Below are 19,291 nucleotides of genomic sequence, written 5' to 3' on the forward strand. Positions count from 1 at the left end.
CGCAGGCCTCTCGCGGGGCCGCTGACGATCCCCTCGAATCCCCGGTGCTCTTGAGGGCTTTGGGCATGGCACGAGAGCTGCTCAGGCTCCGCGGCACGACGCCGGCCCGGAGCGGGCCGCCCGAGCCCAAGGAGCCTCCCATGAAGACGAATCGTGCCCTCTTCCACCTCGTGACGTGCAGCCTCCTCGCGGCGACCACGGCGATCGGCTGCGGCGATATGGATGCGACCGAGCTCGACGAGGACGTGTGGGAGGCCGAGAGCCTGCTCATGGCGCCGAGCCAGGCCGACGCCGACAGCGCAATCAACAGCGCTTACAGCGCGTGGAAGACCAAATACGTCACGTCCTCGGGAGCGGGCGGCTTCCTGCGCGTGCAGCGGCCCGAGAACGCGAACGATACCGTCTCGGAGGGCATCGCGTACGGCATGATCCTCGCAGCATACCTGGGCGACAAACCCACGTTCGACGGCCTGTGGAGTTATGCGAAGAGTCATCTCGACGGCAATGGGCTCATGCACTGGCAGATCAACGCGAGCAACTCGGTCATCGGCTGGAACGCGGCCACCGACTCGGACGAGGACATGGCGCTCGCGCTCATCGTGGCGGAAAAGGCCTGGGGCGCGGCGTACGGGGTCGAGGCGAAGACGCTGCTCGGGCGCATTCTGCAGCACGAGGTGGAGAGCGGGACGAACGTGCTCAAGCCCGGCGACGCGTGGGGCGGCTCCTCCGTGACGAACCCGAGTTATTTCGCGCCCGGCTATTACAGGGCATTCAAGGCCTACACGGGCGATGCGCGGTGGGAGAGCGTGGCGGCGTCGTGTTATCAGATCATCGCGAACCTGAATGCGAGCACGGGCGCGGGCAACACGGGCCTCTTGCCCGACTGGACGACCGCGGCGGGCGGTCAGGCCTCGGGGATGGGCTTCGATTACAGATACGACGCGGCGCGCGTACCGTGGCGCCTCGCGGTCGACGCGGTCTGGTACGGGACGCCGCAGGCGATCGCGCAGCTCGACAAGCTGAACACGTTCTGGAAGGGCGTGGGCGTCGGGAACATCAAAGACGGGTATACCGTGTCCGGGAACCTCATCGGGCAATGGCACAACGCGACGTTCGTCGGAATGGCGGCGGCCGGGGCGGCCGTGTCGCCCGACGCGGCCTTCAAGGCGGCGATGTGGAACGAGACGAAGAATTTCCAGAGCGAGAATTATTATAACGACTCGCTCCGCGTGCTCGCGCTTCTTTTCATGGGCGACCGAATGCCGAACCCGGTCGGCGGGAGCACGCCGCCGCCTTCGCAGAACGCGGCGCCCTCGGTGAGCGTCACGGCCCCCTCGAACGGCGGCTCGTTCACGACACCCGCGAGCATTTCGATCCAGGCGACGGCGAGCGACAGCGACGGGACGGTGAGCAAGGTGGAGTTCTTCGCGGGCGCGGTGAAACTCGGGGAGGACACGACGGCCCCGTACGCGTATACGTGGAGCAACGTCGCGGCAGGCTCGTACGCGATCACGGCAAAGGCGACCGACAATGCGGGCGCGACGACGACGTCGAGCGTGGTGGCCGTGACGGTGAATGACCCTGGCCAGCCGCCGGTCGGGGGCGGTTCGCTGTCGGTGCAGTACAGGGCGGGGGACACGAACGCGAGCGATAACCAGATCAGGCCTCATCTCAATATCGTGAATACCGGGGCGAGCAGCGTGCCGCTGAGCGAGCTCAAGATCCGGTACTGGTACACGAGCGACGGCGCGAACGGGCAGCAGTCGGCATGTGATTACGCGGTGGTAGGAAGCTCGAACGTGACGCGGCAATTCTCGGCGGTGAGCCCCGCGCGGACCGGGGCCGACACGTACGCCGAGGTGGGCTTCACGGCGGCGGCGGGGAGCGTCCCGGCAGGCGGGCAGAGCGGTGAGATTCAGCTTCGGTTCAACAAGGACAACTGGTCCAATTACAACGAGGCGAATGATTACTCGTGCGATCCGGCGAAGACGAGCTTCGCAAATCACACGAAGGTGACGCTCTACAGGAACGGCGCGCTCGTGTGGGGGACGGAGCCGTAATCACGCGCGTTCCCGCTCCTGTCAGCAGCGAATGCTGCCACGCGACCGCTCGGCGACGAGCAGGGTACGTACCTACGGCCCCCTGCTCGTCGATGCCCTCGAGCACGCAGAACGTCCCATCCCCGCCAAGCTGAACGCCCCTCGGGCGTTGATTGCGCTTCCCTCGCTCGCACAGGCTTAGTACGCTTCCGCGATGGCGCGCGGGGAGTCGCCCGAGGTTCGTCGCGAGCCGAGCGAGGCTTCTCCATCATGCCCATCGCCATGCCCTCCAAGATTCGCATCCTCTTCCTCGGAGCGAACCCTTCCGATACCACACGCTTGGCGCTGGGGCGCGAGGTCCGCGAGATCACGCAGCGCCTTCGCGCAACGCACGAGGGCGAGCGCTTCGAGATCGTGCAGGAGTGGGCCGTTCGCGTCAGCGATCTTCAAGCGGCGCTGCTTCGGCACAGGCCGCAGATCGTCCACTTCTCCGGGCATGGTCGAGGCGCCCTTGGCGATCGATCCCCCGATTCGGTCCGCGTCGGCCGGGAGATGTTGCCCGCCGACGAGCCGCGCGCGGAGGATCTCGATGGCGAGATCCTGGTCGAGGACGATGCGGGCAGAGCCAAGCCGATCCCTGCGTCTGCATTGGCAAACCTGTTCGGGATCATGGGCGGTGTTCGTTGTGTCGTGCTGAACGCCTGCCATTCTGCCGCGCAGGCGGAGGCGATCCAGCAGCACGTGGATGCCGTGATCGGCATGAGCCGCAAGATCGAGGATGCAGCGGCCATCAACTTCGCGTGGGCGTTTTATCAGGGGCTCGGGTTCGGGGAGTCGCTGAGCAATGCATTCGAGCTGGGCAAGAACCAGATCGAGCTCGCCGGATTCGGGGATGGTGAGGTCCCGAGGCTCCTGACACGAGAGGTCCCGAGCCGTGCAGGCGTTGTCGTGGCCGACGCGCGTCCCAGGGCGAGCCGCGACGTGGAGGAGGAGCGCGTCGATCCGTTCCTCGCGAGTGTCGAGCGCGTGGCACGCTTGCGTCACGCGGGGGCGCGCATCACGCGGCACGAGGGGCCCGCGCCATGGGCGGGCACGCTCGACATCGAAGTGCAGGAAGGAGCGATCTTCGAGCTTCGTGTCGTCGGCGCCGTCGACAGGCCGATCACGGAAGAGCTTTTGACGCAATATATCAAAGAGGTGGTGCAGCCGCTCCGGCAGCGCGATCCCTACGGGGGAAAACCCACGCTGGTTCACGCGGGTGCGTCCGCCGCTTATGCCTTTCAGATGGAGGCAGCTCGCCGAGGTGTGCTCCTCAAGAGCTTCTCCGAGTACCAGGGTCTTCTCGATTTCACACGTTACCTCGAACGACAAACGGAGCGCCTGGAGAGCGACGGCATTTATCCCCCGTGGCTTTACGTCGATCAGCCCGCGCGCGTGAGCCTCGCGGGGGCTCGCGAGGAGAGGCGGGTCGAGAGCGCGCTCGCGACTTTGTGGCAGGAGCTCGACACGCCCCTCCATCCGCGGTTTGCCCTCGTGCTGGGCGATTTCGGGGCCGGCAAGACGTTCCTTCTCCACGAGCTCGCGCGCCGCATGGCGACGGAGAAGCATCCGCTCGTCCCGGTGCTCGTCGAGATGAGCAAGCTCGAGAAGGCGCAGACGCTGAAGACCTTGCTCGCGCAGCATTTCGCGGCGGCGGACATGGCCGGCTTCGATTTCGATGCGTTCCAGTACATGCTCGCCGAGGGGCGGATCGCGCTCCTGTTCGACGGCTTCGACGAGCTCGCGTTGCGGCTGCCCTACGACCGAGCGGTGCAGCATTTCGAGACGGTCTTGCAGGCGGCGCACGGGCTCGCGAAGGTGGTCGTGACGAGCCGGCGGCAGCATTTTCTGACGGATCACGACGTCAAACGCGCCCTGGCGGAGCAGGCGGAGCGGACGCAGGGGTATCGGTTTTTCCTTCTCGATCGATTCGAGGAGCCGCAGATCCGCCGATTCTTGCAGAACACGCTGCGAGATCCGGTGGAGGCCGACGCGCGTTACCGGCAGCTCGACAACGTGAAGGACCTGCTCGGGCTCTCGCACAACCCGCGCATGCTTGGGTTCATCGCGAAGATCGACAAGCAGAAGCTCCGGCGGGCGGAGGAGAACGACGAGGAGGTCACGGCGGCGAAGCTCTACGAGTGGCTCGTCGATCAATGGCTCGATTTCGAGTACGAGCGGGCAAACCCGCCAGGCGCGCCGCGGGGCGTGTCGCGCAAGGCGCTGCGAACCGTGATGTCCGATCTCGCGCTGCTCTTGTGGGATCGGCCCGTCAAGACGGTCGAGATTCAAGAGATTCGCGAGTGCGTGGTGTCCAGGATGCGGGCGCTCGGCGAGCCGGTGCTCGATGCGGGCATTCTGGAGCATCTCTTCGGGTCGGGGTCGCTCTTCGTGCGGGATCGGGACGGTGTTTTTCAATTCGTCCACCGCTCCGTGCTGGAGTGGCTCGTCGCGGAGGTGGCGGCGCGGGACGTCGTGAGGAAAGGGGATTCGAGCGCGCTCGCGCTGGACGAGATGAGCGAGCTCATGGCGGATTTCTTCGCCTCGATGGTGGGGAAAGACGCCGCGCTGGATTGGGCGTCGGGCAAGCTGTCGGGCGCGGCCGAGGGGCATGCCAAGAAAAACGCGGCGCTCTTGCTGAAGCGAATCGAGAAGACCTGGGGGCCGCTGCCGGAGGTGGATGTCCCGGTGACGCTGGACCTCGTAGGCCAGGATTTGCGGGGCGGGGACTATTCGGGGGTCGATTGGAGCGAGGCGAACCTGGCGGGGGCGGATCTGCAGGGCGCGACGCTCGTTGGGGCGAAGTTGTGGGGGGCGTCGCTGGCCTACGCCGACCTGTCTCGAGCGGATCTGCGGGGCGCAGATCTTTCGAGGGTGGACCTCACGGCGGCGGATCTATCGTTCGTCCGAGCGGTGGGCGCGGATTTGACGATGGCGGGGCCCATCGAACCGGCGCGGTGGCGGGGGGCCAATCTGCTCCGGGCAAAGGGAATCCAGAACGAATGGCTGGAACCGCTGATCGCGGAAGGCGCCGTTCCGCCATCTTTGCGGCAGGTCGAGCCCATGTGGCTCTCCGCTTCCCGGTGCTCGAGCGTCGCGTTCTGTGCGGATGGCAATATGCTTGCCGCGGGGCACGTCGATGGGACGGTATGGCTCGTGGATGCGAGGAGAGGAAAGGTGCTGCGGGTCTTGCTCGGCCACACCGGAGAGGCGCGATCCGTGGCGTTCTCCGCGGATTGCAAGAGGATCGCGTCAGGCTCGTCCGACACGACCATTCGGGTCTGGGACGTCGCGACCGGCCGCATTTCGAGTATCCTCGAAGGGCACGTGGGTGCGGTGAACAGCGTCGTCTTCGCCGCTGACGACGAGGTGCTCGTCTCCGGCTCCGAGGACAAGAGCATTCGTCTCTGGGATGTCGACGCGGGGCGCCAGATGGGCGTCTTTCAATGGCTTCGAGGGGCGGTCACGAGCTTGGCTCTCTCGCCGGATGGGAAAACCCTCGCCTCCGGTTCGTCCGACAAACTCATCGGGTTGTGGGATTTCGTGACGATCGGGTCGAGCACCATGATCGCCGCTCTCCGGGGGCACACGGATGTCGTCCGGAGCGTCGCGTTCGCGCCCGATGGCAAGACGCTCGCCTCGGGTTCGGCTGACAAGACCATTCGACTCTGGGACGTCGAGACGAGGCGCACCGTATCCATTCTCCACGGGCATGCAAAAGCGGTCACGAGCGTCGCATTTGCCCCTGATGGCAAGAATCTCGCGTCGGGTTCGTCCGACCATACCGCTCGGCTTTGGAACAGTCATACCGGACGCGAGACGGGTCGCATCGTGGATCATGAAAATTCGGTCATGAGCGTCGCTTTTGCGCCCGATGGCACGAGGTTCGCCGTCGGCTCGTGGGATACGACCCTCCGGCTGTGGGACGTTCGGACGGGGCGCCCGATACACGTCTTCGAGCGGCGTCCGCATTCGGTGACGAGCGTCGCGTTCGCGCCCGACGGCAAGACCCTCGCATCCGGTTCGGACGACCGGACGGTTCGGCTCTGGGATCTGGAGACGGGGCGCCGTCTTCGTACCCTCGAAGGGCACCTTTTATCGGTGACGAGCGTCGCGTTCGCGCCCGATGGCAGGACCCTGGCGTCGGTCTCGGGCGACAACCTCATTCGACTGTGGGACGTCAAAACGGAAGGGGTCTTCCGCGCCCTCGTGGGACACGGCAACGTCGTGACGAGCGTCGCGTTTTCCCCGGATGGAATGACGCTCGCCACGGGCTCCCATGACGACTCCGTGCGGCTCTGGGACGTCGCCACGGGTCGTGAAATCCGCACGTTCCAGAGTCATGAAGGGCCGGTGACGAGCGTCGCCTTTGCGCCGGATGGCAGGACGCTGGCCTCGAGCTCGAGTGACTTGACCATTCTTCTTTGGGATCTCTTGAGGAGACAGACGATACGCATCTTCGCGGGGCATAAGGATGTCGTGACGAGCGTCGCCTTTGCTCCGGATGGCAAGGCGCTCGTCTCCGCTTCCCAGGACAAGACGGTGCGGTTGTGGGACGTCTCGGCAGGACTCGAAGCCCGGATCTTGGAGGGGCACACGGATTTCGTGACGAGCGTCGCATTCACGCCCGACGGCCAGACGATCGCCTCCGGTTCGGCAGACAATACGCTCAGGCTCTGGGATGTCGGGACCGGTCGAGCCATAGGTATTTTGAAGCGGCACGCGTCTCCGGTGACGAGCGTCGCGTTCTCCCCTGACGGCCGAACCCTCGCCTCTGCCTCCGCAGACGGCACCATTCACCTCTGGGACCCGTCCACGGCCCGCTGCATCGCCATTCTCCTCACCACCCCTGAAGGCTGGGTCGCCTTCACCCCCGATGGCCGCTACAAGCTCGGCGGCGACATCGGCGGCTCCTTCTGGCACGTCGCGGGCCTGTGCCGATTCGAACCCGGCGAGATCGACCCATACCTCGATCTCCGCCTCCGAGACCGCACGAGTATCCTCCCCGCCAAACCCTGACGGGTCCCATCATGACCATCGCGATGCCCTCCAAGATTCGGATCCTCTTCCTCGGAGCGAACCCTTCCGATACCACACGCTTGGCGCTGGAGCGGGAGGTCCGCGAGATCACGCAGCGCCTTCACGGAACACCCAAGGGCGAGCGTTTCGAGATCATGCAGGCGTGGGCCGTTCGTGTCAGCGATCTTCAAGCGGAGCTGCTTCGGCACAGGCCGCAGATCGTCCATTTCTCCGGGCACGGTCGAGGCGACCGGAGCAGTCGCTCCCTCGATTCGGTCGACGTCCGCCGGGAGATGTTGCCCGCCGACGAGCCGCGCGCGGAGGATCTCGATGGCGAAATCCTGGTCGAGGACGATGCGGGCAGAGCCAAACCGATCCCGGCGTCTGCATTGGCAAACCTGTTCCGGATCGTGGGCGGTGTCCGTTGCGTCGTGCTGAACGCCTGCCATTCTGCCGCGCAGGCGGAGGCGATCCGGCAACACGTGGATGCCGTGGTCGGCATGAGCCGCACGATCGAGGATGCGGCGGCCATCAACTTCGCGTGGGCGTTTTATCAGGGGCTCGGGTTCGGGGAGACGCTGAGCAATGCGTTCGAACTGGGCAAGAACCAGATCGAGCTCTCCGGATTCGGGGATGGGGAGGTCCCAAGGTTCCTGACCCGCAAGGCCCCGAGTATGCCCAGCAATTCCGGCGCCGCCGACTCCGTACCAGCTCCACATTCGTATGACGGGCCGGTTTCGAGGCGTGCCATGGGTCGCGAGGAGGATATCGTCGATCCTTTCCTCGCGCGTGTCGAGCGCATTGCGAAGCTGCGCCACCCGGGCGCGCGGATCACGCGCGGAGATACGCCTCCGCCGTTCGCGGGCGTGCTCGAAGTCGAGGTCGATGCTGGCGGTTTTTTCCGGGTGAGCCTCGTCGCCGCGCTGGACCACGAGATCACGGAGGAGCTCGCGGCGCGTTTTTCCGCGGAGATTGACGGGCCCTTCCGCCGGGACCATCCGCTGCTCCGCTCGACGCTGGTGCATCGGGGCCAGGCCGCGCCCGTCGCCCTGCGCGCAGAGCTCGATCGCCGGGGGATCGAGCTCAAGACGTTCGACGGGTACCAGGGTCTCTTCGACCTCGAACCTTATCTCGCCTGGCAAACGCGCGAGCTCGAGAAAAGCCCGGCGTACATCCCGACCGCTTACGTCGATCCGCCAGCGTGGATCAAGGTCGCGGGCAATCGCGAGCTCCAGCACACCGAGAACGCGCTGCAGTCGATGTGGGATCTGCTCGCGACGCCGGCGCAGCGGCGCTTTTTGCTCGTGCTCGGGGAGTTCGGGGCGGGCAAGACGTTTTTGCTCCGCGAACTCTGCCGGCAGATGGTGAAGGACAAGCACCCCGTTTTGCCCGTGCTGCTCGAAATGAGCAAGCTCGAAAAACAGCACAGCCTCGCGGAGCTCATCGGCGCGCATTTCTCGCGCGCGGACGTATCCGGGTACAACTACAAGGCTTTCGAATACATGCTCGAAGAGGGGCGCGTTGCGCTGTTCTTCGACGGGTTCGACGAGCTTGCGGACAAGGTCACGTACGACAGCGCGACCGGGCACCTCGAAACGGTGCTCTCGGCCGCCCGAGGGCAGGCGAAGGTGGTGCTCTCCAGCCGGCGCCAGCATTTCTTGACGGAGGGCGAGATTCACAAGGCTGTGGAGCGTGAGTTCGCGCGGAAGGCCGAGAGCGCGGTGCAAGGCGGATATCGGCTCGTCATGCTGGAGCCGTTCGGCGAGCCGCAGATCCGAAGGTATCTGCGCAACGTGCTCGCGTCGGCGGAGGCGGCGGACGCCCGGTATCGGTTGATCGACGAGGTGAAGGATCTGCTCGGGCTCTCGCACAATCCGCGCATGCTCTCGTTCATCGCAGAGATTCCGGAGGAGTCGCTGCGGGAGGCGAAGAAAGAATGGGGCGAGATCACCTCGGCGAAGCTCTACGAGCTGCTCGTGAAGCAATGGCTCGACTTCGAGCACGAGCGCTCGCGGCGGCAAGGCTGGTCGAAGGGCATTTCGCGGGAGGCGCTCTCGCGGGGCGTGGCTTCGCTCGCTCTATCCATGTGGCATGCGCGGGTGAAGACGGTTTCGGTGGACGAGATTCACGAAGGGCTCGGGCAGGCACTCGCAGCGCTCGGGGAGCCGGCCTTCGATCCGGCGGTGCTCACGCACGTGTTCGGGTCGGGATCGCTGCTCGTGCGGGACGGGGAGGGTCGGTTCTCGTTCGTGCATCGGTCGGTGATGGAGTGGCTCGTCGCGAAACAAGCGGCCGACGAGCTCGTTCGTGGTCAGGATCCGCCGGCGCTCGTGGTGGACGAGATGAGCGCGCTGATGGCGGATTTCTTCGCGGCGATGGCAGGACGCGAGCACGCTGTAACGTGGGCGCAGGAGAAGATGGCGGGTGCCGACGAGGGCATCAGTCGAAAAAATGCAGCGCTCTTGCTCACGCGAATGAAGGAGCGGTTCGAGCGGGTGAATTTCGAGGGGCAAGATCTCCGCGGGCGAGACTTCTCCGGGGTGGATTGGCGCGGCGCGAACCTTCGTGGGACGGACCTGCGCGGGGCGATGCTGAAGGGAGCTGACTTGCAGGGGGCGTCGCTCGTCGGGGCGGCCCTGTCGCACGCGGACCTGCGAGGCGCGAGCCTCTCGCGGGTGGACCTGACGGAGGCCGATCTCTCGTTCGTCCGGGCGGAAGGCGTCGATCTGTCGATGGCAGGGCCCCTCGACCCGGCTCGATTCCGCGGCGCGAACCTGCTCCAGGCAAAGGGTATCCCGGACGAACGGCACGACGCTTTGCTCCGGGTGGGCGCGGTCCCGCCCGTTCTGCGTCATGTCGAGCCGATGTATGCAGCCGCATCTCCATGCAAGAGCGTCGCCTGGGACCCGTCCGGCTCGATACTCGCGACGGCGCATGGGGATGGCGCAATTTGGCTCGTGGACACGGTCGCGGGCAAGGTCCTGCGTATCCTGTCGGGACACGCCGGTAGAGTCCGCAGCGTCTCATTCTCTCCCGATGGCAAGATGCTCGCCTCCTGCTCGGAGGACAAGACCGTTCGGCTCTGGGACGTCGTGACCGGCCGCGTCCTGCGCGTCCTCGAGGGGCATACGTCGGCTGTGCGAAGCGTCCGGTTTTCCCCCGACGGAGAGACGCTCGTCTCCGGTTCGGACGACACGACCATCAAGCTCTGGAACGTCGCGACCGTTCGTGCTTCACGCACCTTCGTGGGATTCGAAGGGCATACGGCTGCCGTGAGGAGCGTCGCGTTTTCCCCCGATGGCAAGACGCTCGCCTCCGCTTCTAACGACAGGACCGTCCGAATCTGGGATGTCGCCACGGGCCGCGCCCTGCAGGTCTTCAGGGAGCATACGCATGCCGTCTTGAGCGTGACGTTTTCCCCCGACGGCAAGACGCTCGCCTCCAGCTCGGACGACAGCACCGTTCAGCTCTGGGACATCGCGGCCGGCCGTGCCCTGCACGCATTCGAGGGCCAGACGAACGCGCTGTACAGCTCCGCGTTCGAAGGGCATGCGGACGCGGTGTACGCGGCGGCGTTTTCCCCCGATGGAAAGACGCTCGCCTCCGGCTCGCATGACATGACCATTCGGCTCTGGGACGTCACGACGGGCCGCACCCTGCGGACCTTCGAGGGACATACGCATGCGGTGAGAAGCGTCGCCTTTTCCCCGGATGGCAAGACCCTCGCCTCCGGTTCGGACGACAACACGGCTCGGCTCTGGGATGTCGCCACGGGCCGCGCCCTGCGCACCTTCGAGGGGTATGCGCCTTTCGTGCTGAGCGTCGCGTTTTCCCCCGACGGCAAGACGCTCGCCTCCGGTTCGAACGATAAAACCGTTCGGCTATGGGACATCGCCACGGGTCGCTCCCGGCCCCCCTTCGAGGAGCATGCGTCTGCGGTGAAGTGTCTCGCGTTTTCCCCGGATGGCAAGACCCTCGCCTCCGCTTCCTCCGACAGGACGGTTCGGCTCCGGGATGTCGCGACGGGCCGCACCTTGCGTACGTTCGAGGGGCACACGGATGCGGTATACAGCGTCGCGTTTTCCCCCGATGGCAGGACGCTCGCCTCGGCCTCGTATGACAGGACCGTCCGGCTCTGGGACGTCGTGAGTCGCGCCCTGCGGGTCTTCGAGGGGCATGCGCTGGCGGCCTACAGCATCGCGTTTTCCCCCGATGGCAGGACGCTCGCCTCTGGTTCGTCCGACAATACGGTCCGGCTTTGGGACGTCGTGGCGGGCCGCGTCCTGCACGTCTTCGAGGGGCATACATCCGCGGTGCTCGGCGTCGCGTTTTCCCCCGATGGCAGGACGCTCGCGTCCGGTTCGTACGACCATACCGTTCGGCTCTGGGAGGTCGCCACGGGACGCGCCTTGCGCGCATTCGCCCGGGGCGCGGCGGTGAATAGCGTCGCATTCGCCCCCGATGGCAAGCTCCTCGCCTCCGGTTCGGATGACAATACCATTCGACTCTGGGACGTCGCCACGTTCCGCCCCCTGCGGGTCTTCGAGGGGCACGTATCGGCGGTGTTGAGCGTGGGCTTCGCGCCTGATGGCAAGACGCTCGCCTCCGGCTCCTATGACAATAGGGTCCGGCTCTGGGACGTCGAGACGGGCCAATGCCTTGCCATTCTCCTCGCTACCCGTGAAGGCTGGGTCGCCTTCACCCCCGACGGCCGCTACAAGCTTGGCGGCGACATCGCCAGCTCCTTCTGGCACGTCGCCGGCCTCTGCCGATTCGAGCCCGGCGAGCTCGACGAATACCTCGATCTCCGCCTCCCCGACGACGCGCCCTTTCTCCCTGCCAAGGTTTGAAAGACTGACCCCACCATCACCGCATTCGGGCGAGCGCCGCGCGGCCCGCGTCCACGAAGGTCGCTACCCAGCGCTCGACCTCGTCGCGCGACACGCCCATCCGTGAGGCCACCGTCGCCGCGGTCGCCATGCCCCGCAGCACCGCGAGCACAGCGTCTTCCCTGCGAACGCTCTCCTCCGTGCTCCTCGATGCCGCTCCTCCTGGCGCCGCATGTCGAATGCCCGCGGGGCATCGCGCAATGGGAAGCCGCGCGGCCGGGTCGCCGAGGAGCACGTACGCCGAAAGATCCTGTCGTTGCATCCAGAGGTTGGCACGACGTACCCGGCTCGCCTGGTCCTCCACGAAATCGGAGGAAAGGCTCGCCCGATGAGCGTGCTCCTCATCGAAAATCGTGACCTCCGTGCTCACCGAACGAAAGAACCGCGCGAGCTCGTGGTGCGCGACGCCGAACCGATGCCCGTTCACGAAGGCCTGCAGGATCCCCTGGAAGCGCTCGGCGCGGCTCTTCGGGACGAAGGCTCCGCCCTCGATGTCGTAGTCGAGAAAGCTCCAGGTCCATGCGAGATCCACGTGCCCCACCACGCCGAGTGGACCGTCGGGATTCGCGAGCGCGGCCTGCGGCAGGGCCGCGACGAAGGGCGAATCGCCGCCTCGGGGCAATGCGGCAAGCACCTCGTCCGCGGCGCTCCCGATGACGCCGAGCTCGTGGAGCCTGCTCAGCCAAGGGAAATACGCGCTGCGCGAAGGGGTACCGGCACCATAACAAGCGAACATGAACCAGACGCCGCCGGGCAAAAACGGGCCGCGACGAATGTCGTTTGCCGTGAGGAGGTCCCCCTCGCGGCCGAGGACCATCGCGCCTTGGTGGGCGTATTGCTCCTCGAGGGATCGCCATCCCGCCTTCGGGATCCCCGCGCCGTGGCTCATGGTGAAGAGCATCCCGCCGCGCGTGCGTGCCGCCTCGCGGAGCAAGACGCCGGCGGCGCTCGACAGGTCGAGCGTGGTGCCCGCGGGATCCGTCGGGATCTCGACGATTTCATCGGCGTCGAACGTGCCCGCGGCCTGGCCCTGCCGCGCGATCGCGAGGCTCGGCTGCACGAGGTGACGATCTCCCTCCTGCATCGCCCGCGTGCCGTCCAGCACCGCATGATAAAGGGCCCGCGCGCGCGGGGCCTCCATCACATCCGCCCAGCGGAGCGCCTTGTCGACGTAGGCCTCGTATCCAAGGTCGTCCCTGAATGCGAGTCGACCGACGAACGCCTCGCCGCAGAGCATCCGTTGGAGGTCCCACGAGATGAGCTCGGGGCCTCCAAGCAGGAGGAGATATCGAGGCCGCTCTACCTCGCGCCGACGAACGGCGTCGCGATATTCTTTTTGAATCCAGGCCCCGGCCGCGACGGGATCCATTCCGGGTTCGACGCGGTACACGAGCGCCTCTTCCCCCTGTTCTTCCTCACGCTTTTTTCGGAGCGGCGCGAGGAGCGAGAGCAGGCGATCGCCCGCCGGGCCTTTGGGGGCGACAAGGGCCCAGCGCTGCTCCGGAAGCGCGTCCGACGGCGCGTGGACGTTGGCCACGCGCCGCAGAACCTCGGGCGGCGCGTCGAGCCCGGGCGCGTCGAGGGTCGCGGCGAGCGGGAGGCCGCCGTCGAGGACGGGGCGTTGATCGTCGGCGTGGGCGAGGAAGAGCTGGAGTTCGTTCAAGGGGCCCTCGAATGGAAGGCACATCGTCGTCGAGACGGGCGGCGCGCGCAACCGCTTCGTGGGGGACCGCGGAAGCCCGAACCTCGGGCGCCCGCGGTCCCCCATTGCACGGAGGCCGTGCATCAGCCGCAAAAACCGCTCCAGGATGACATGATGCCCGGAGGCGAGACGGACGCCGCGGACGAGCAGCTCGCGCCGTAGGTGCCGCTCTGCGTCACGCCATAGGTCCACGGGGTCGAGCAGACGAAGCGCGACGAGGAATAGACCGGCGAGCAGCCGAAGTTCGTGCAGGCTTGCGCCGAAATCGTGAACATCTCACAGCCGCCGGTGCACGAGACCTGCGCGAGCGCCGCCGCGCCGTAAGAACCCGAGACGGGCGAGCTCGGGCCGGTATAAAACCCGATGTTGCACGAGACCGTCAGCGACGCAGGGGCGGCCGCGATGTTCTTCGCGGTCTCCTGGAGGTTCGCAAGCTGCGCCTGGAGACGCTCGATCTCGTCGTTCACCGCGGGATCCTCGTCCGCCTGCGAGGCGCTCCGCGCCTGGAGCTCCGAGAGCTCCTTTTCGGCTTGCTCGATCGCCCATTTGTGCCCCTCGGCGCCGGCGATGATGCGGCCTGCGCCTTCCTGCTCCCCGTTCTCCCAGACGCCCGGAGCGAGCTCCTTCCACGCCGCATTGGGCACGAGCGCGAGGGAATCACCCGCCCGCTCCAGTTGCATTTCGTTCTGCCCGGGGATGGACAGCGCCCCGCTCTCGTCGATGAGCGCCTGCTCGACGCTTTCGGCAGCTTCCTCGGACTCCGAGGAGGCCACACACCCGGCCATCACGAAGCTGCCGGCGACGAGGGCCACGGAGAAGAAACGGACGGCGAAGATCGAATGTGCATTGTTCATGGCTGGACTCCTATTTTTGGCTCGGCCGTGGTTGCGACCGCGTATCCCTCCTATGTGCAGCGACCGTGCCAGCCCTGCCGGGCACGCCGCCGTCCCTTTTCGTGCGCGCGACAGCCCTGACGCCTGGCGCTGACGCGTCAGGAGCCGAAATGGACGTCTGTCGGGGAAGATTGTCGCGTCAGCGCGCGCGGACGCGTGGAGTCAGGTGAGGCCGAGCTCGCGCACGCGGCGCAAGAGCGCCCGCTCGGAGACCTCGAGCCGCTCCGCCATCCGCGGGAGATCACCGCCGAGCTCACGGTGGCATTGGGCGATCTCCTGCTCCGTGAGGTCACCCGCGGTGCGAAACCCGGGGAATCGCTCGATGAGCAGGTACAGAGATGCCCGCGAAATGCCGAGTTTCTCCGCGGTGGCGGCGAGATCCCAGCGACACATGCGCAAGGTCTCGCGGAGCTCGGCCTCGGTGACGTCGGCGGGCCTTCGCCGAGCGGGAAGTCGTGAAGCAGACGAGGAATCGTCGTTCGGGGCCTTGGCGGCGGCCGGCGGCGGATCGGGGACGTGGACTTGTGGAGGATCCGGCAGCGCCGGCTCGATGGGCCGCGGGTTTTCCGCCTCGCGCGGAGGTTGTCTCACGAGAAGCCGCTCGACGGCAGGCGTCATCTCTGCGCGATTGCGTCCACGATTGCCGATGACGAGCTGCCGAACGACGTTCCGGAGCTGCCGCACGTTGCCCGGCCAGTCGTACTCGGCGAGGCGCGCGACGAGAGACGCGGGGAGCCACGGCTTCGCGTCGCCGGCCGGAAGCGCGAGGCGGTGCGATTCCCCGATCTCCGTGAGCTCCTCGCGCAAAAACCGCACGAGGAGGCGCCCGATGTCGTCCCGACGGTCGCGCAGCGGCGGGATCCATATCTCGTACGCCGCGAGTCGGTTGAGCAGCGGCGCGCGAAACGAACCCGTCGCGACCTTTCCTTCGAGATCGGCGTCCGTCGCGGCGACGACACGCACGTCGGTTTTCCGGAGCTGCGTGGAGCCCACGGTCTGGATCTCCCCCGTCTCCAGCGTGCGCAAGAGCGCGACCTGGAGCTCGACCGGAGCCTCGCCAATCTCGTCGAGGAAGAGCGTGCCGCCGTGCGCCTGCTCGAAATACCCAACCCGACGCTTCTCCGCTCCGGTGTACGCGCCCTTCTCCGCGCCAAAAAGCTCAGCGACGGCGAGCGATGGCGGAATGGCGCCCAGGTTGACCGGGACGAACGGCTTGTCACGCCGCAGGCTCGCCCGGTGAATCGCGCGGGCGACGAGCTCCTTGCCGCTGCCGGTCTCCCCACGAAGCAGGACCGGCAGATCGAGGTCGGCAATGCTGCGGATGTCCCAGAGCACACGGCGGAGGCCGTCGCTCGCGCCGGCGAGCTCGCGAGCATCGTCGTCCGCGCCGCCGTCGAGGACGTACTCGGATGTGCCCGCGTGATGTGCGAGAAGGACAATCCGATGGCCGAGTTCGAGCACGACCCCGCGGGCGAGCTCCTTGGCCGAGAGCATGGCGCTGCCGAGGAGCCGCTGGCCACGTAGATTCAACGCGGTGCTGCTGTCGCCGACATCGATGCGCAGGCCGCCGTCGGGGGCGGCCGTGAAGTGGATGGGTTTGCGGCTGAGATGCTCGTCGCCGAGGGGCTCGCCTTCACCGGGGGTGGAAGGAGGCGCGAACACAGGCTCGGCGCGGGAGAGGGCGAAGGGCCGACCGGGAGAGTCGTCGATGAGGACGCGATCACCGACGCGCTCGAGGACGGGGTGGTAGAGGATGGTCAACGCAAGGGCGGGAGCGTCGTCGCCGGATGCGGTGGCGGTGCCACGGCCCACGAGGGTGGTGCGGTTGAATCCGGTATTCCTGCCAGGAGGCATGCACCGCCGATGGTAAGACGGGGCGTGCGGCGGGGGCAAGGGGAAGAGGAGCCCTCACGCCATCTCTGACGCGTCAGCCCGCCCCTCCGCTGTCAGGTCCGTCCACGAACGCGTCAGCAATCACTGGACGCGCCTCCTCGTGGTGCTCGGGCCCGAAAAACCATCGCGACCTGCCAGGCACGGAAGCTGCTCAGGGGGATGGTCGCAACGACAGCCCCGTTCTTCGAGAGGTTTTATGCTCCACGACATTCGCAACCCGATGATGCTCCTCTGTGCCTCCTTCGCCGCGCTGGCGACGGGCTGCGGTACGACCGCCACCATTTCGCGGTTCAACGAGCCCGAGATCGAGGGGAAGATCGTCGCCGCCGACGACGGCATCCTCATGGTCGAGACCCGGGCGGGAAATGATTCGATTGCGCTCCAGAGCGTCACGGACATCGATCATCCTGGAAACGTCGCCGGCACGATCGGCACCGTGCTCACCGGCTACGGCATCGCGAACATCGCCATCGGCGCAGAGGATTGCGAAAGGGGCGGGGCCGCATACTGCCTGGGCGTCTTCCTGCCGGCGGCGATCGGAGTTCCGCTGATGGCGTGGGGCTTCGCGACATGGGGCAGGTCGGTCTACGCCGCGAGCCCAAGGTCGAAGAGCAATGAGGTGAGCTTTACCGTGCTGCCGACGGCGGCGATTCAGAAGAATGACAAGTTTTTGGGTGTGAACGCGACGGTCACGTACTGAGCCGCTCTCGGCCTACGGCCCTCCAATGCCCCGCACGATCTCCACCGTCACGAGCGTCGCCGTCCATCGCTCCGCCGGCGCTTCCTCGTCCGGCATCATTTCCCTCGTCGACCTGCCGATCGCCTCCGCGAACGATTCTTTGACCCGCAAGAAGCGCAGATCCACCTCCGGCGACGCCGTCCCCACGACGACCAGCCGGTCCACATTGGATTCCCGCCCGGCCGATACCCTGCACGGAAACGCTCGCCCGAGGTGCCCGCTCATCCAGAACGTCTGCCGCCGCCACGGCGCAATCTCGAGCTGCGTCGTCCCGAGGATCTCCACCCTCCCGCTCGACGCGCAATTGAGCACCTGCGCATACATCGGCTCGCTCGAACGATTCTCCACGGAAAAACACACCGGCTGCCCGTCGAGCAATCGATAACGATACCGCCCGTCCGGGTCCGGCTCCGCCTCGGGGAGCGGCGGGTCCGCGAGCTCTTCCAGATCGAGCCTCCCCACGTCCCGCGCGTCGAGCACCCGCACGCGCAGCACGCCCGGCCAATCACGACATCGGCGCACGAGGCGCAGCGGCAACTTGTATCGTGCATGATGCAAAAGCCCTTGGACGAGCGCCGCGCGATCCCCTGCCGGCACCCAGGCGAGCGGCGCCTGGTCCCCGGATGCACCTGCCCCGAACCCGTGCACGTCGTCTCCGATCCAGAAACGCCCATCCGGCGCGCGCCCCACGACCGCCTCCACCTCGCGCTCGCCATGTGCAGAGACGGCCGCGACCGAAAAGAGCGACGCCTCCGCCGAAAGCCATCGCGAAAGATCGGCGTCGAACGGGTCGAGCCCCACGACCAAGGCGTCGCCTTTCCCGGGTGCCACGAGGCGTCCCCGCGCCGCCTCGTCAAGGACGAATGCGGCTCCCACGGACGAGGCCAGCGCCGATGACGCGGTCGCGCTCTCGACCTGCAGGAGCCCGCGCCGAGCGGCGCGATCCTCCGGGGAATGGAGCGGCGGGAAAAACTCCGGGCTCGGCCCGTACACGGCGACCTTGGCCCCCGCTGTGAGCCCTACCATCGTGCCCGCGTGGATACGATAACGCTCGCCTTCCCGGGTGATCGCATACCCGGGATCCTGCCTCCGAAATGGCCCCCCGAACAGGCGCCGCTCGGACCGACCGAGGAGACACGGATGCTGGCCCGGAAATGCAGACGTGACCCGCGCGCGGAGGTTCTGCCAGAGATCTGCCCATCGCAGGACGCGGAGCCTCTCGTCGGACTCCGCGGCGAGCAGGTCGAGCAGCCCCGCGGTGAATGCGCCGTGACGAACCCCGCCCGCGGTTTTCCCCTCGCTGGCGGCTTCACCCGATTGTGCGGATGCGACGACCAAGAAGCCTGGATCCGAAGGATCGAAGGATGCGAAGAGCCCCGCGCGGGCCTCGCCGCCACTCCGCGAGGAGACCGAGGGGAGCATCTGCAGCTCTTCGATCGAGCAAAACCGAACCGCGCTCTCCCGTGGGCGCCACGCGCTGCGCGTCGCGCCCGCAGAACAGCAGCAATCGAGGACGACGGTGAGATCGTCCGTCCGCGCGGCGATGCGGCGCAAGACGTCATTGATCCAGTGGTCGAACAAGAGCTCCCCGCCCGCGAGCGCGTCGACCGGGACGAGCGCCTCGCGCGCGGTCCGCGTGCCCCGCGGGAGCACCTGCGTGCCGTGGCCCGAATAATGGATGAAGACACGATCGCCCGGACGAACCCCCTCCCCTGCGAGCGCTTCGAGCGCGGCGCGAAGGTTCTCCGACGTCGGTTCGCCTTCCGGAAGGCGCGGTCGCCTCGACGACCCTGGATGAGGCGCGACGAGCTTCGTGATCGAATCGGCCGGGACCGAGAGTCGGTCGAGGAGGAGCGCCTCCAAGGCGTCGACATCGTTGACGCAGCCGTAGAGCGGATCGACGCGTGGATAGGCATCGATGCCGACGAGCAGGACGTGGAAGCGGGGGGATGCCTCGCTGGCGTCACCCGCTCGCGTTCGGTCGAACACGGTCATTTGTGTTCGATGGAAGCAAAGGACGAGCCTCTCGTAAAGGAGGAGGCTGCGTCAATCCGCAGTGCGTTGACACACATTGACAT

At 66.8% G+C, this 19,291-nt stretch carries 8 protein-coding genes; 4 read left to right on the top strand and 4 right to left on the bottom strand.

Features of this window, described 5'->3' with window-relative positions; genetic code table 11:
* Window positions 1–140: 140 nt before the first annotated feature.
* The 3 genes from KEG38_RS15060 (at window position 141) to KEG38_RS15070 (ending at window position 11,947) form a co-directional block, all read left to right on the top strand.
* Window positions 141–2,060, top strand: coding sequence for a glycosyl hydrolase family 8 (locus tag KEG38_RS15060; RefSeq protein WP_272420140.1), 1,920 nt, complete (start codon window positions 141–143; stop codon window positions 2,058–2,060).
* A 261-nt stretch (window positions 2,061–2,321) separates the two neighbouring features.
* Window positions 2,322–7,097 (top strand): WD40 domain-containing protein, encoded by a 4,776-nt coding sequence (locus KEG38_RS15065; RefSeq protein ID WP_272420141.1) that lies wholly within the window; start codon window positions 2,322–2,324, stop codon window positions 7,095–7,097.
* 11 nt (window positions 7,098–7,108) lie between these two features.
* Window positions 7,109–11,947, top strand: a complete 4,839-nt coding sequence (locus KEG38_RS15070; RefSeq protein WP_272420142.1) for a WD40 domain-containing protein — start codon at window positions 7,109–7,111, stop codon at window positions 11,945–11,947.
* A gap of 16 nt (window positions 11,948–11,963) precedes the next feature.
* Here the strand turns inward: KEG38_RS15070 and KEG38_RS15075 are convergent, their stop codons facing one another.
* From KEG38_RS15075 to KEG38_RS15085, 3 genes are all read right to left on the bottom strand, one after another.
* Entirely contained in the window at window positions 11,964–13,649 is a 1,686-nt protein-coding gene (locus KEG38_RS15075) for a helix-turn-helix domain-containing protein (RefSeq protein ID WP_272420143.1), read from the bottom strand.
* Between the two features lie 122 nt (window positions 13,650–13,771).
* A complete protein-coding gene (locus tag KEG38_RS15080) occupies window positions 13,772–14,542 on the bottom strand; it encodes a hypothetical protein (protein WP_272420144.1) in 771 nt (256 codons plus the stop codon).
* Between the two features lie 201 nt (window positions 14,543–14,743).
* Entirely contained in the window at window positions 14,744–16,435 is a 1,692-nt protein-coding gene (locus KEG38_RS15085; protein ID WP_272420145.1) for a sigma 54-interacting transcriptional regulator, read from the bottom strand.
* Window positions 16,436–16,694: 259 nt separating this feature from the next.
* Between KEG38_RS15085 and KEG38_RS15090 the strand changes: the two genes are divergently transcribed.
* Window positions 16,695–17,174 (top strand): hypothetical protein, encoded by a 480-nt coding sequence (locus KEG38_RS15090; RefSeq protein WP_272420146.1) that lies wholly within the window; start codon window positions 16,695–16,697, stop codon window positions 17,172–17,174.
* A 12-nt stretch (window positions 17,175–17,186) separates the two neighbouring features.
* On the opposite strand, the gene KEG38_RS15095 is transcribed toward KEG38_RS15090, so the two are convergent.
* Complete coding sequence (locus tag KEG38_RS15095) at window positions 17,187–19,202, bottom strand: caspase family protein (RefSeq protein WP_272420147.1); 2,016 nt, start codon at window positions 19,200–19,202, stop codon at window positions 17,187–17,189.
* Window positions 19,203–19,291 lie beyond the last annotated feature (89 nt).

The sequence above is a fragment of the Polyangium jinanense genome, assembly GCF_028435265.1.
GTDB lineage: Bacteria > Myxococcota_A > Polyangia > Polyangiales > Polyangiaceae > Polyangium > Polyangium jinanense.